At 35.7% G+C, this 14,098-nt stretch carries 13 protein-coding genes and 1 pseudogene; 5 read left to right on the top strand and 9 right to left on the bottom strand.

The genetic code is table 11. The annotated features are described in order from the left end of the window. Positions 1-25 precede the first annotated feature (25 nt). On the bottom strand, positions 26-934 hold the full coding sequence (locus tag NYE52_RS01260) for an NAD(P)/FAD-dependent oxidoreductase (protein WP_341191407.1): 909 nt from the start codon (positions 932-934) through the stop codon (positions 26-28). Between the two features lie 160 nt (positions 935-1,094). On the opposite strand from NYE52_RS01260, the gene NYE52_RS01255 reads away from it, so the two are divergent. After that, positions 1,095-1,628 (top strand): sigma-70 family RNA polymerase sigma factor, encoded by a 534-nt coding sequence (locus NYE52_RS01255; RefSeq protein ID WP_341191406.1) that lies wholly within the window; start codon positions 1,095-1,097, stop codon positions 1,626-1,628. Next, entirely contained in the window at positions 1,612-2,742 is a 1,131-nt protein-coding gene (locus NYE52_RS01250) for a hypothetical protein (protein WP_341191405.1), read from the top strand. The genes NYE52_RS01255 and NYE52_RS01250 overlap by 17 nt, the downstream gene beginning before the upstream one ends. Before the next feature lie 71 nt (positions 2,743-2,813). Here the strand turns inward: NYE52_RS01250 and hflX are convergent, their stop codons facing one another. Both hflX and NYE52_RS01240 read right to left on the bottom strand, forming a co-directional pair. Further along, on the bottom strand, positions 2,814-4,070 hold the full coding sequence (gene hflX / locus NYE52_RS01245) for a GTPase HflX (protein ID WP_341191404.1): 1,257 nt from the start codon (positions 4,068-4,070) through the stop codon (positions 2,814-2,816). Positions 4,071-4,506: 436 nt separating this feature from the next. After that, on the bottom strand, positions 4,507-5,067 hold the full coding sequence (locus NYE52_RS01240; RefSeq protein WP_341191403.1) for a DNA-3-methyladenine glycosylase I: 561 nt from the start codon (positions 5,065-5,067) through the stop codon (positions 4,507-4,509). 139 nt (positions 5,068-5,206) lie between these two features. Between NYE52_RS01240 and NYE52_RS01235 the strand changes: the two are divergent. The 3 genes and pseudogenes from NYE52_RS01235 to NYE52_RS01225 form a co-directional block, all read left to right on the top strand. Then, positions 5,207-5,380, top strand: a pseudogene (locus NYE52_RS01235) (helix-turn-helix transcriptional regulator); the annotation flags it as partial. A 27-nt stretch (positions 5,381-5,407) separates the two neighbouring features. After that, positions 5,408-6,133, top strand: a complete 726-nt coding sequence (locus NYE52_RS01230; protein ID WP_341195083.1) for a helix-turn-helix transcriptional regulator — start codon at positions 5,408-5,410, stop codon at positions 6,131-6,133. A 107-nt stretch (positions 6,134-6,240) separates the two neighbouring features. Next, positions 6,241-6,579, top strand: a complete 339-nt coding sequence (locus NYE52_RS01225; RefSeq protein WP_341191402.1) for a hypothetical protein — start codon at positions 6,241-6,243, stop codon at positions 6,577-6,579. 60 nt (positions 6,580-6,639) lie between these two features. Here the strand turns inward: NYE52_RS01225 and NYE52_RS01220 are convergent, their stop codons facing one another. The 6 genes from NYE52_RS01220 to NYE52_RS01195 form a co-directional block, all read right to left on the bottom strand. Further along, on the bottom strand, positions 6,640-8,331 hold the full coding sequence (locus NYE52_RS01220; protein WP_341191401.1) for a methyl-accepting chemotaxis protein: 1,692 nt from the start codon (positions 8,329-8,331) through the stop codon (positions 6,640-6,642). 281 nt (positions 8,332-8,612) lie between these two features. Continuing rightward, entirely contained in the window at positions 8,613-9,941 is a 1,329-nt protein-coding gene (gene brnQ / locus NYE52_RS01215) for a branched-chain amino acid transport system II carrier protein (RefSeq protein WP_341191400.1), read from the bottom strand. Positions 9,942-10,057: 116 nt separating this feature from the next. Further along, on the bottom strand, positions 10,058-10,537 hold the full coding sequence (locus NYE52_RS01210) for a GNAT family N-acetyltransferase (RefSeq protein WP_341191399.1): 480 nt from the start codon (positions 10,535-10,537) through the stop codon (positions 10,058-10,060). Positions 10,538-10,652: 115 nt separating this feature from the next. Further along, positions 10,653-11,522 (bottom strand): aminoglycoside 6-adenylyltransferase, encoded by an 870-nt coding sequence (locus NYE52_RS01205; protein WP_341191398.1) that lies wholly within the window; start codon positions 11,520-11,522, stop codon positions 10,653-10,655. A 117-nt stretch (positions 11,523-11,639) separates the two neighbouring features. After that, positions 11,640-13,214: a hypothetical protein gene (locus NYE52_RS01200; RefSeq protein WP_341191397.1), complete on the bottom strand. Its 1,575-nt coding sequence runs from the start codon at positions 13,212-13,214 to the stop codon at positions 11,640-11,642. A 176-nt stretch (positions 13,215-13,390) separates the two neighbouring features. Beyond that, complete coding sequence (locus NYE52_RS01195; protein ID WP_341191396.1) at positions 13,391-14,080, bottom strand: CPBP family intramembrane glutamic endopeptidase; 690 nt, start codon at positions 14,078-14,080, stop codon at positions 13,391-13,393. Positions 14,081-14,098 lie beyond the last annotated feature (18 nt).

Genomic DNA, 14,098 nt, shown 5'->3' with positions numbered 1-14,098 from the left:
CAGTAGAACCGTCCCTCTACTTCCATTAAAAGCGCTCCACCATAAGGTCTGTATTCACTGCAACTGCGGTCTTACTTCCGTCTGCTGCGGACATGAGAATAGTGGAGGCACCTGCTTTTTCTGCTTCTCCTGCTACATAAACATTTTTACAGGTGGTGCGACCAGATCCATCTGTTACTACTACTCCATTAGGGTGAACTTCCAATCCAAGCTGCTCCACAAATTGATTGGAACGATAATAAGAAGGAACAATAAAACCACCTGTTCTTGCGATTCTTTTCCCAGATTTAAATTCTATTTGCTGAAGATACCCATTTTCCCCTAATAGATTTTTTACCGGTTCTGTTATTATAGGAATATTTCGGTTCTGAAAAATCTCTTTTGTTTTCGCTGAAACAGCTGCTCCATTTGTTGCGATTACTAAATCCTTTGACCAATGGTAAATTAATTTCCCCATATGTAAGGCTTGTGCTTCCGTATGGGCAATAACAATGAGAGCTTGATCCTTTAACTCCCATCCATCACAGTACGGACAACTGAATAGACTCTTCCCATAATATTGCCTTGCATTTGGAACAGGAATTACCTCTTGGACACCTGTCGCTAAAATTAGCTTTTCTGTTAAGTATTCGTCTTGATTCTTTGTTTTGACAAGCAGTAGCCCGCCTTTCCCACTTACCTTTTCAACGTCCGTTACCGTCGCTTTAAAATAAGAAATGCTTGGATATTTCAATAAATCATGTATGCCTAATTCTTTAAACATCTGAGGACTTATCCCATCTCTTGTAATAAAACCATGGGATTCATGACTAACCCTATTTCGATTCGTCCCATCATCCAATACAACGATATTCCGCTTAGCTCTCCCTAGCATAAGCGCTGCACTCATTCCCGCTGGACCTGCACCAATAATTACGCAATCAAGAACATTCATCTATCCGGACCCCCTCCGCTTCCTTTTTAGATTATATGAACGTTTCAGAACTTATAGTGCTAGAATTAATTGGGATAAATTAAATTCATAAAATCTTTGAAAATAGAAACCGTTCTTTTGTTTGTTTTGTCTAATCTGTAGGTAGAAAGGAGAGGGGAATTTGGAAAAGCAAGAAAGAGATAAATTGCTTACAAACGCGATGGATGCCTACGGTCACTATTTAACACGGCTTGCTTATGCTCTTGTAAAGGACAAAGAAAAAGCCGAGGATATTGTGCAGGAAGTGTTCATCCGTTATTACTTACACCTGGATCAATTTGAGGGCAGATCTAGCGTTAAAACATATTTATACCGGATAACCGTAAATGAATGCAGAAATTATTTTAAAAGCTGGGCCTTTCGAAAAATAGAAGTATCCAAGATTGTTAGTACTTTTCTTATTGAAAAAGAGACTCCTGAAGAAGCTTATTTAAAACAAGAAGACAAATCGTATATTGCTGCCTTGCTTAATAAACTTCCAACGAAATATAAGGAAGTAATATGGTTATATTATTATGCTGAATTATCCGTTAAAGAAATTAGCGATATATTAAACTGTTCCAGTAACACAGTAAAAACTAGACTAGCAAGAGGACGAAAAAAAGCCCAATTAACAATTAGTGAGGAGGAGACGGACCATGTCAAAAAACGTTAAACAATTATTAGATGAAACAATCCCTAATGAGATAACTCTTTCCGAAGAAAATAAACAAAGAATTTTACAAAAAGCAAATACTACTAAGATGCAAAGTTTGACTCCTCCTAAAAGAAGATTGCTCCGTCCCATTTTTAGTACACTCGCTATCCTTGCTTTACTTATGCTTTTAGTTGGCCCTTCTTTAATAGACCGGCTTTCATCTCATGTAGATTTTGACACTCCATTGGAAAAGGTAACCATTCCAAGCGTAGATTATTCTTCTTTAATCCGTTCTATTTTTATAAGAAGTACGAATGAATTAATTTTTGCCGATAACAAAACCATCTATTCCTATTCACTGACATCCCACTCACAGCAAGTACTTGTTGAGTCTACGGAAGATATTGATATTTATACGATGGCCGCGAATGAAAATTGGCTTGTTTGGGGAGAAGAAAACGACAACGTTTATATTTTAGATCGAAAAACACAAATACAGCCAAAACAAATAAACCATGTTATTGGGGATATTCAGCTTAAAGACAATAGGATGATTTATAGTGATTCTTATGGGTATAAGCGGCTAAACTTAACAACCATGGAGGAGGACATTATACATGAAAACATAGGAATTGGAAGAAATAGCAAGGCTGATTTATATGATACCTTCCTTGTTATTCCTGAACAATTCACAAAAAATAACAGCAATGTTACAGCTTTCTATGTTTATGATATAACGACTCTAGAAAGGATTGGAAAATATGGAGTTCCTTATAAGTCGGCCGAAAATGTTACTTTAATAGATAATAGGATATATGCTTCCTTTTCCAATGAAGATGAGGACCCATCTACTTTAGGGTACATTGATATATCTGATGGCAAATTTCATAAAATAAAGACGCCCCCCTTTAGCACTTATGCCATATATAAAAATTACATTGCTTTAAGTGTAATAGAGAAAAACTCCGATACAGTGAAATTATATCAATTAGAGGACGATGCCTTAGGAGAACTACCCATATTCAATAAAATAAAAGAACGATTAGTCGTTCCACGTTTCACTGACGATGGAACCTTAATCGTAAATGGAGAATCAGCAGATTTTTCCATTTATGTGCAGGATGTAGAATGAAACAAGGGGACGGTTCTTATGCTGTTCTTCCCACCAAAACGGAATTTGTAGAACCGCCCCTTCTGTTTTTCTTAAATTACGTATTCTTGATATCTATTATAGTCTTCTTCTCTGCATTCAATCGAAATGGTTACTCCATCTTCCTTGTATTCTGTTGATAGGATGTTTGCCTTTTCCTTTAAATAAGATAAGATATTTCCTTTATCATATGGGATATTCATTTCACAGGAAATATACTGTTTAAAGATATTTTGAGTAATGGCTTCAACTAGCTCATTTATTCCGATTTGTTTTTTCGCAGAAAGGTAGACTGCCTCTGTTCCTGCCATTGAAACTTCGCCATTTGCTAAATCCACCTTATTAAAGGCATATATAGTCGGGATATTCTCTGCACCGAGCTCTTTTAGAGTCTTTTCTGTAACATTTATTTGCTCTTTATAATTCGGATTAGAATAATCTACAACATGGATAAGCAAATCTGCTTCTGCCACTTCCTCTAAAGTGGACCTGAATGCTTTTACTAATTGGTGCGGCAATTTGCTAATGAATCCGACTGTATCTGTTAATAAAAAGGATTTATTATTTGATAAAGTAATATTTCGGACAGATGTTTCAAGTGTCGCAAACAACATATTCTTTTCGAACACTTTTTTCTCTGCCGCAGCTTGGTATTTTTCCATCAGCACATTCATTAAGGTCGACTTTCCAGCGTTCGTATAGCCAACTAGTGCAATACTTGGCATTTCTTTCTTTTTTCTCATTTTTCGTTGATTCTGACGTTGGACAACAAGTGTATCCAACTCCTTATGCAATCGACTGATTTTGTCCTCAATTCGTCTTCGATCTAATTCTAACTTTGTTTCCCCAGACCCTCTATTTATGAGTCCAGATCCTCCTCCTTGGCGTCCTAATGATTCGCCTAAACCTGCTAACCGAGGAAGCATATATTGCAATTTTGCAATTTCCACCTGTAGCATCGCTTCTTTTGTCTTTGCTCTTTGGGCAAAAATGTCTAAAATCAATACTGTTCGATCAATAATTCGGCAATTTGTAGCTTCTTCTAAATTACGAACTTGGGAAGGCGATAGCTCATCATTGAAAAGAACTATTTCCACATCCTTCTCATCTAGCAATACCGCTAATTCCTGAAGCTTTCCCTTTCCAATATAGTGACCTGAATGAACCCGATCTAATTTCTGTGTTACTTCACCAACTACTTCTATATCACAAGCCTCTGCTAATTGAGCGAGCTCTTCCATCGAATTTGAAAAGTCTTCTTTCTTATCATAATGAACACCTACTACTATCGCTTTTTGTCTTTCTTCCATTTAGATTCCTCCATTCTGCTTATAAAAAAACACAGGTCTGTTCTGCCTGTGTTTTGAAATAATCGGAAAAAGGATATGAAAAAACTATGCCTTGTTTTCTAACAGAAAAATACTTCGTTAAGAAACAACCCTAATTTTATAGAAAAATAGGTGCTCAAAAATAAGTATTATTTCTAGCTAGAAGACACGAAAAGAGAGTAGAATTCTCTCCTCCCTTTACACCATAACAATTATTTACAACCGTTAATGAAAGGTTTATTTAAAAATAGGCATACTAATCCCGATTACTCTACACACAGGCAGAGCCTTTAAGTACTATTAAATTAGTTACATAAAGTATAAAATCGAGATAGAATTCCACATCTTAAAGCAACCCTCCATTCATCTAATTGTTATTATTATACCATAAATGGGAAGCAAAAGGTCAGTTCTTGAATCACTTATTCTTATGAAAGGTGCAAGTGATAATATGGTCGTTGACTATTCCTATTGCTTGAAGATAGGAATAGATAGTTACGGGTCCTACAAATTTGAAGCCTCTCTTTTTCAAATCTTTACTTACTTTTATAGACAGCTCACTTTGTGCTGGAATTTGGCTATCATACTGCCAGTTGGATATGATTGGTTTTCCATCTACATAGGACCATAAAAATGAAGCAAAGCTGCCATATTCTTTTTGGATGTCCATAATAGCTAAAGCATTGCTTTTAACCGATTTAATCTTCAATGGGTGTTTAACAACATCCGTATTCAATCGGATATCTTCCATTTCTAATTCTGTCAGATTTGCACAGTATTCTAAATCGAAATGATGAAAAGCTTTCCTGTAAGCTTCTCTCTTCTTTAACACAATAGACCAAGATAACCCTGCTTGCGCACCTTCTAAGACTAACATTTCAAACAAATATTGATCATTATCGTTCGGAACACACCACTCTTTATCATGATATTCTCGCATCAAATCACTGGAATTTGCCCAGGCGCATCTAGTTTCCATCTAACCATCCTCTTTTATATGAAATCCTAAAATTATTCTTATTCATTAGTATAAGCCAATTAACCTGACAACAGCATGTCATATTAAAGTTTCATCCCTTTGTTTTGAATGATAAACTAGTTCTAATAAAAATTTATTATCTATTAGGAGCTTTTCAATGAAAATAAGTCGATTATTTCAAATTTTATATATTTTACTAGAAAGAAAATCCATTACCGCAAACGAGCTAGCCGAAAAGTTTGAAGTTTCTGTTCGAACAATTTACCGTGACATTCAAACACTTACTGAGTCAGGTATCCCTATCTATACAACCCAAGGCAAAGGCGGCGGAATTACCTTGATGGACCAGTTCATCCTAAACAAATCGCTTCTTTTGGACAAGGAACAAGACGAAATATTATTTTCACTCCAAAGTCTATCTGCCACAAATTATCCTGAAACAGATGAAATAGTAGCAAAACTGAGTCATTTATTTCAAAAAAGTGAAACGAAATGGATAGAGGTAGATTTTTCGGCATGGGGCAGTGATACAAAAAGAAAGGAATATTTCACCCTTTTTAGAAAAGCTATTCTAGAGCGTCATGTCCTCTCTTTTCACTATATCAATTCAAATGGCGAGAAAAGCCAACGACGAATTCTTGCGACAAAGTTATTGTTTAAGGATAAAGCCTGGTATTTAGAAGGATTTTGCTTAGAAAAGGCAGCAAACAGAACCTTTAAAATAAACCGGATGTCTAAAATAGCTTTAACCAATGAAATGTACGACAACATTAAAAAAATGGAAGAATCGATTCTAAATGATTCGTTGGACGGTAATCATTTAGATTGGGCAGACTTAGTACTCAGAATTAGTTCTAGGGTAAGCTACCGCATTTTTGATGAATTTGAAGAGAAGGATATTTCCAAAGAAGAGGATGGATATTATAAAATTTCAACCTCTCATATAAAAGGAGAATGGCTATACAGTTACCTATTATCCTACGGAAATTATTTAGAAGTGATAGAACCGAAAGACATAAGAAATGAAATAAAAAATAGGATCCAGCAGATGATGAATCAATATTAAAGGAACCTTCTTAATAACATGACATAGTGTAGTCAGGTATCTGGGGTTAAAGTAACCATGATATAAAAATAAGCTCAATCTATTTAATAAAGTGAGGTTTTTAAACAATGGACAAGCTACCCAAAATCATTTACAGCTATATAAACGCATTAAATGACTATGATATGAAAGGTTATCTAAATACCTTTTCTCATGATGCTATTATAAAAGAAAAGTCATTAGGACAAACACTAGTTGCTAAAAGGGAAATCGAACATTATTTTGAAACATATTTTATAAACTATCAAACACAAACAGAAATAATAGAATTTGAAGTCTCTCAAAATATCATCCATATAAAAGTCCAATTTACAGGAAATTTCCCAGAAGAACAAATTAATGGTCTATTTAAATTTACACTCAACCATTCTGGCCTTATTTCGATTTTAGAAGCTGACTTAGAATAAGCAGAGGGACGGTTCTTCTGCTTCCCAAAAGGGTAGCAGGAGAACCGTCCCTCCGTATCCTTATACTTTAAATCTACTAATTAGCTCTTGCAAATTCTCGGCTAAGTTTGATAAATCTGATGCTGAGGCTGCGATTTCTTCCATGGATGCTAGCTGTTCTTCTGCTGAAGCGGCCACATTTTGAGAATGCATGGAAGTATGATCGGAGATGTTGATGATACCAGATACGGTTGCTGAAACTTGCTGCGTGCTAGCAGAAATTTGCTCAGAGGTTGCTGCCATATCATTCGTCAACTCTGTCATTTTTTCCATAAATTGATAAATCTCTTGGAAATTATCCTTTGTTTGGTTAACAACCGCTAATCCTTCCTTCACATCTGTATTTACTTTTTCAATGGAACGATTGGATTCGATCATCTCTTCTTGTATCGTCTTTATTAACACAGAAATCTGAGAAGAAGACTGCTGGGATTGCTCTGCTAATTTTCTCACTTCATCTGCGACTACCGCAAAGCCTTTTCCATGTTCTCCAGCTCTAGCAGCTTCAATTGCTGCATTTAATGCTAATAAATTCGTTTGATCTGCAATATCTGTAATGACCTTTGTAATTTTCTCAATCTCCTGGGAACGGTTATCGAGATTTTTCATCACTTCTCCGCTCACTGCAACGGAACGATTGATTTCATTTATTTGGTTTACAGTCTTTTCGACAAAGAGGCTACCTTCCTTTGCCTTCTCTGTCGCATTTTTACTCACGTCGGAAATTACGATCGCATTATCAGCGATTGATTGAATCCCTTGTGACACTTCTTCTAAAGCAAATGAGCTTTCTTGAACACTAGTAGTAGATTGTTCCGCACCATTTGCAACTTCCTGTATAGATTCTGTAATGGTTTCTGTTGCTTTACTTGTCTCTTCTGCGCTTGCTGTTAATTCCTCAGAGGAAGATGCCAGTCTTTCAGAAGTCATAATTACGTTATTAAACATCGACTTCAAATTCTCTGCCATTTTATTATAGCTTTCGGATAACAGGCTTAATTCATCTCCAGTATTGTCTTGGATACTCTTTGTAAAATCCCCTTCTCCAGCTAATTCCAAAGCAGCAGTCAGAGTGGATAATCTCTTTTTCATTTGTCTAGTAAAGAAATACACCGCAACGGATGCTATTAAAACCATAATCACTGTTACAACGATAAATTTCGTTAAAAAGGCAGATAGAATACTATCAATGATTGCTTGAGAAGCTCCAACGTACAAAATACCGATAACTTCTCCTGCAGGGTTTTTAAGAGGCATGTATGCCGTTTGATATAGTTGTCCAACTACATTTGCTTCCCCATAAAAGCTTTCTCCTTGATTTAATACAGTACTTACAACGTCTGGGGATGCTTGTGTACCAATTGCACGTTCTCCATCCATCATAACATTTGTCGCAATACGAGTATCCCCTTGGAAAATTGTTACGGTATCTCCAGTATCCTCGCCTATTTTATCTACTACTTCATAATTATCATTAAGAACAGTAGTCCCTTTATAAAGCTTATCTTCTCTAATTTCCCACTCACCTGGATACTTATTGTTTATATAGCGATAAGCAAGTCCCATATCCCCTTTTGCTTTCTCTGTAGCAAACTGTTTAATTCCACTTGTAATCTCCTGATTTACTACAAAACCGATAACAACAGACAGAACAATAATAATTGCAAATACAATAATATTAATTTTTGTCCCTAGCTTTAACTTTAGTTTCATCTCTTTCTCCCTTACTTTCCCTGTTCGTTTTCTCTATAGCTCTATATAATTTCCGCAATTAGAATTGTTAAAATAAAGCTCTTCATTAAGAGCATTCTATACACTGGTTTACAAATTCACTTCGTTATAGCCGCAACCCTACTTTCTTCCAATCGAAAAACTATATTAGCTAGCATTATTATATCGGTCTCTTATTTAGAATGTTTATTAAATAAAAATGAAAATAGAGGGACGGTTCTTCCGCTTCCTTATGGGAAGCAGGAGAACCGTCCCTCCTTGTACTATTTTCGAACAAAATACCCAATCACCGCACCAACAAATGCTGGTAAAACCCAGCCCAATCCTATTTCATAAAAAGGAAGGACATTTTCGTAAAAATTCCCGATTTCCTCAAAGAAGCCAAGCTTAGCTTCTGGAATGCTATCAACAAGTGCCTGGTAGCCGTCCAATAAACTTACAAACAAAGTTAAGACGATTGCTGTTAAGTACACACTCTGCTTTCCTTTAAATAATGGTGAAAAGAGTGTGAGCAAGATAAGCACAATCGCTAAAGGATATAAAAACATAAGCACAGGTACAGCAAATTGAATAATTTTGTTTAAGCCTAAATTTGCAAACAGGAAAGAAACAACACATAAGACAAGCACAAAGCTCTTATAGCTAATCTTCGGGAATGCTTCATGAAAAAACTCGCTACAAGATGTAATCAAACCGATACTTGTTTTCAAACAGGCAAGTACAATAATAATCGCAAGTAATATCCCGCCAAATGGACCAAAGTAGTGCTTAGCTACTGCCGCAAAAATAAGTCCACCATTTTCAAACGTTCCAACAGCTTGTACACTAGATGAACCCATATACGTGATAAATCCATAGATAAGCATCATTAACAACATCGCAAATATTCCTGATTTCAAGGTTGTTTTGGCAATGCTTTTTACATCGCTAATTCCCTTTCCTTTGATTGCGTTAATTACAACAATCCCAAAAGCAAGAGATGCAAGAGCATCCATAGTATTATAGCCCTCTTTAAATCCCGTCATAAATGCATTATTTATATAAGTCCCTTGTGGCTCCTGAAAGCTCCCCATCGGATAAATAAGACTTACAATAATCAAAATAAATAAAAACACCAAAAAAGCTGGAGTTAAATACTTGCCAATTACATCCATAATTTTCGCTGGATTTAGCGAGAAATAATAAACCAATAAAAAGAAAAGAAAACTAAAAATAGCTAGAAAAAGCGAAATATATCCATTCTCTACAAACGGCTCTATTCCAACTGCAAATGGAACCGTTGCTGTACGAGGAATAGCAAAGAATGGTCCAATTGTTAAGTAAAGAAACAGAGAAAAGATAAATCCGAATGTTGGATGTACTCGATTCGAAAGCTCGCGCACACCGTTGCTTCCTGATAATCCAATTGCTAATATTCCGAGAAATGGCAGACCAATAGCTGTAACCAGAAAACCCGCTAACGCTAGCCAAAAGTTCGTACCAGCAAGCTGTCCAAGCTGGATAGGAAAAATTAAATTGCCTGCTCCAAAAAACATACCAAAAAGCATCGTACCAATCAGAGCATAGGTTGAAAAAGAAATTCTTGATTGCATGATCTAATACTCCTTTATAAAAATACATATAAATTAGATAATACGTGAACGAGGAAAAGTTCTCAACCACTTTTAATGAATTTTCTAACAATAGGTTCCTTATTTCTAGATAGGCATCATCCTAATTCCTTTCTTAAAACCTCTCCAGGCAACCCATCCATTTCCCCTATCCACACTGAAGTAAATCCTTGATTAATTAATATTTTCCTTGAAGGAAAGTTAGCTGGATCAATAATCGCTTTTACTATCTTTACATTTGTTTGCTTCGCTAATTCCATTAATATCTCCGCAATCTCACTGCCATATCCCTTGCCCCACACTTCTGGCAAAAGCATATAGCCAAGCTCTACTTCCTCCTTTTTATCTTCATTTAAAGTCAAATGTCCTAGCCCAATAAACTCTTTTGTTTCCCGATGAAAAAAGGAATAAGAACCAAACATATGATATTTTTCATTGCGATATAGCAATTTCTCATAATTTAATTTCGCCTCTTCTACTGGGATTACTCGCTCTGTAATTTGCGCCATCACTTGTTCGTCACTTACTAGCTGATAATATAACGCAAAATCATTTGCTGTAAATTTTCGATACAACATTCTTTTTCTCTCCCTCAAGCATTGATTTGATTTTGCACCTGTAACGTAAGCACAGCTTTATTTCTGACGAGAAAAAGGCGGTCAATCTGCTTATGCAAAATAACCGCCCAAACCTTTAATATATTTCCGTTGCATTAGGCTGCAGCTTGTAAACATGGTTTAAATAGCTTTTTACCTTTTCTGCCTCTTCCAATGAATAATCATATGCGAACTGTTTTCCAACTTCTAAAGCCACTCTTTCAAATAATGCCGTCATCGATAATAATGCCCTCCAGACTTGGTCATATACTCCATTAGGATAGGTCTCCATCAGTTTATGCCATGTATGCTCGTCAATATATTTTTTTAAGTACTTACTATTTTTCCCCACACTAAGTGAGAACTCTGTTTCGATGCCAACTTTCCATTCTAGCATTTTTAAAAGCATCGCTCTTACTATATTCATATGATCAATAGCATAAAGGATTTCTTGCCTCCATAACCCTTTGACCACATAGGTGGAAACCCACCAGAATTCATTCACACAGTCAGCAAATTGTTCCGCTGACGGCTTTTTTACCCAATAATCCTTATCCGTACTTAGTGGCACTAAAGGAAGACTACCATCTTTATCTAATAAAACCTTTGTCAGCCCATCCTCTTGGCAGTAACTCTCCTTTTCCTCAATCGGAATAAGCATTAAATCAATCCGATTCCCATCTGTAAATAACATAAGATACGTAAATCTCCCACCAAGCTCAGGAGAAAAAAGGGAGGAATCTTCTGGTGTCTGCATAATGATTCGCTCTCCAAAGACATCCACCCAATCAGGCTCATTCAAAAAAGACTCCATATTATCCACTATATATACAATATCAAAGTCCTGAAAAGCATCTTTTGGTACATTGGGATTCGTTCTTGAACCATTCATACAAACAGCTCTCACTCTATTATCCTCATTAGCCACTTTCAGTACTAAATCTAGCATTTGCTTCTCTGTGCGCATCCTATCCCCCTCCAATTATATTTAATCGTTTATTCCATTATAATTGGTGGTGCTCGAATCCAAATAGAATCTCGTTATATAAAGTACTCAAAATAGCTCATCCGCTTATCACTCCAGTTAATAAATAATATATGGGCCAAAAAATATAGTTAATAAAATAATATGTACACCAACAAAATAGATAATTCTTGGTGCTCCTATCCATTCATTCACACGTTTCGTCAACATAGCTAAAAGGTATGCAATAACTGCAAATAATATTAGATAGAAATAGGAACTACCTGTAAAAGTTAAATATCCCGGTGCACTTGATAATATATTGGGTACAAAGAAATGATCCTTAAATATTACGGCGGCAGCTAAATAGATAACGATGCCCGTATAAAAAATCCATGGTCGATCATAATCTACGGTTCTACTGAAAAATACATACATAAATATCACAAATAGAATGGGCCATAGTAACCAAATAAAGGAAAGAGCAAAGGCGAAAAAGGAAGTGGAAATCATTCCAAATGTCTTTCCAAGCGCCTGTAGCCAATCTTCAGATGTACTTTTAATTTCCTTGTTAATCTTAGACAGCTCATTAGAAGAGACATAAACTTTATTACCATCTCCATCAAGATCCATCCAAACAACCGTATTCTCATTTAACCATTGTGGAATAGTGGAAATCGCTGCTGTATTACTGCGTCGTTCTGTCTTGGTGATTCCCTCTTTTCCTATTTCCGCTTCATAAATATTGAATCCACTCTTCTCATTATATTTCGTTTCCGTAAAACCATTCGCCTTAAATAAAAGACGTGGCTTTCCATCTCTATAAGTAAAAGCAACATCTGAAATTTCCTTTAACTTTCCGTTCTCTATTGCAGGATCCTGAAAGGCTAACTCATACTGCTCAGGCTGTTGTGTGCTTGCAATATCAATTTCTGCAAAGTAGTTAAAATACTCTGGTTTACCTTGTGTTAACTCCAGTTCTTCTAGAAGCAACAATGCTAGCTTCTGCTCTTCAAAAGTGAAGGAAATCCCATTTACTATCTTCCCAGGATCCACCTTTATCTTTGTTTCATATAAAGGATTTATTTTCCCTTCCTGGATGCTGTATAAGGTCAGATCTACATCACTTTTTCCCTTTGTAAACAACAGCAGATGAATGCCATCCTCATTCTCTTCAATAGAAAGCTTTTCTTTATCTAGATTAATCTTCATCATCTCAGAAGATTTTTTTGTTTCAGGATTTAATTGAAAAAGCGTATTTTCTTTTACATACAGAATAGACGAATCCAGCGGGTAGAATTCCTCTACATCAGCAACTAATTCCGTCTTATTTTGGTCATAAATATTTTCATAGTCAAAATAAATAAGCTGATCATTCCCCTGATATATTTGTGTCCATTTATCTACCGGAATATCATAATCCTTCTCTTTCTCTATATGAAACTCCCTATTCAGTGTGGCCGTATTTAATTTATTTTCCTGAAAAAAGGAGAACAAGTAATTGCCATCCTCTGTTTCTTTTATTGCTGGTAATTTATTTACTTCCGATTGTCCAACTAATAATCCCCTGCTCCAATCTGATTCCGGCTGTGCTGTCACTTTAGAAAAGTTTTGGACAAACAATAATAACAGTCCTAATAACATCAGCACACCTGGTATCATCCAATATAGATTTAGTCGTATCCAGGTCTTCATCTTATTCCCCCATGTTGTTTCAAATAAATTCTCTTTGTATTGCGAATAAAATAATAATAGCATATTTTCTGACAAAATATGCTATTATCCTACTATTAAAATGTTATAACAACAAATTTGATACGACCATAATCTACAATGAGATTCTCTACTAAAATGATTAGGTAATTTTTTTATCATGAAGAAGTCGCAGTCAAGATTACGGCCATCCCGTTAAACAGCCCATGAATAATGATACCTGGCATAACAGACCCACTCTTTTCATAGGACCAAGCCAATATCACCCCAGAAACAAAGTTAACTGGTAAAGTGTTATATGTTGGAATGTGAACTATCATAAAAATCAAGGAACTTAAAAATATGCCTGAGACCTTTCCCCACTTCAGTCTAAACCATTTGTATAAAAAACCACGATATAAAATTTCTTCATATATAGGCGAAATAATAGCTGCGGAGATAAAGGCTATACTTAAAGTAAACCAAGTGCTTTTATCCTTCAATGCTTCCGTTTTGCTATTATCTACCCCTATTTGTATTGCATCCATTATGATTAAAATAATAATGCTCATAACTAATAAGAGAAGGAAGCCACCTACTATCACTTTCCAATCCTTCCTTGAAAGTGGTCTTAGCCCAACTGCTATCCACTTTAATTGTTTTGGCCTTAATGCAATTATATAGAGACTATACATAAACACCACTGCCATTACTAACCCGGTCAATGTCCCAGCATACAAGCTATTTTGGAATACAGCCTGAAGAAGGCTTTGTCCTATATTTTCAATAACTATTGGAACAGCCACAAGAATAAGCAAAAGCATCGCGAACAGTTCCTTATATCCCCAATCCATTTTTTCCTGCCTCAATTGATATTCCTCCTATCC

This window comes from Niallia sp. FSL W8-0635 (assembly GCF_038007965.1).
Classification (GTDB): domain Bacteria; phylum Bacillota; class Bacilli; order Bacillales; family Cytobacillaceae; genus Niallia.
The sequence above is the reverse complement of the archived record's forward strand: the minus strand, read 5'-3'. Positions and strand labels throughout refer to the sequence as shown.

Excerpts from the sequence above, each read along its gene's own strand:
- NYE52_RS01260 (WP_341191407.1), bottom strand. The coding sequence starts at position 934 with ATGAATGTTCTTGATTGCGTAATTATTGGTGCAGGTCCAGCGGGAATG.
- NYE52_RS01250 (WP_341191405.1), top strand. The coding sequence starts at position 1,612 with ATGTCAAAAAACGTTAAACAATTATTAGATGAAACAATCCCTAATGAG.
- hflX (WP_341191404.1), bottom strand. The coding sequence starts at position 4,070 with ATGGAAGAAAGACAAAAAGCGATAGTAGTAGGTGTTCATTATGATAAG.
- NYE52_RS01240 (WP_341191403.1), bottom strand. The coding sequence starts at position 5,067 with ATGGAAACTAGATGCGCCTGGGCAAATTCCAGTGATTTGATGCGAGAA.
- NYE52_RS01230 (WP_341195083.1), top strand. The coding sequence starts at position 5,408 with ATGGACCAGTTCATCCTAAACAAATCGCTTCTTTTGGACAAGGAACAA.
- NYE52_RS01225 (WP_341191402.1), top strand. The coding sequence starts at position 6,241 with ATGGACAAGCTACCCAAAATCATTTACAGCTATATAAACGCATTAAAT.
- NYE52_RS01220 (WP_341191401.1), bottom strand. The coding sequence starts at position 8,331 with ATGAAACTAAAGTTAAAGCTAGGGACAAAAATTAATATTATTGTATTT.
- brnQ (WP_341191400.1), bottom strand. The coding sequence starts at position 9,941 with ATGCAATCAAGAATTTCTTTTTCAACCTATGCTCTGATTGGTACGATG.
- NYE52_RS01210 (WP_341191399.1), bottom strand. The coding sequence starts at position 10,537 with ATGTTGTATCGAAAATTTACAGCAAATGATTTTGCGTTATATTATCAG.
- NYE52_RS01205 (WP_341191398.1), bottom strand. The coding sequence starts at position 11,522 with ATGCGCACAGAGAAGCAAATGCTAGATTTAGTACTGAAAGTGGCTAAT.
- NYE52_RS01200 (WP_341191397.1), bottom strand. The coding sequence starts at position 13,214 with ATGAAGACCTGGATACGACTAAATCTATATTGGATGATACCAGGTGTG.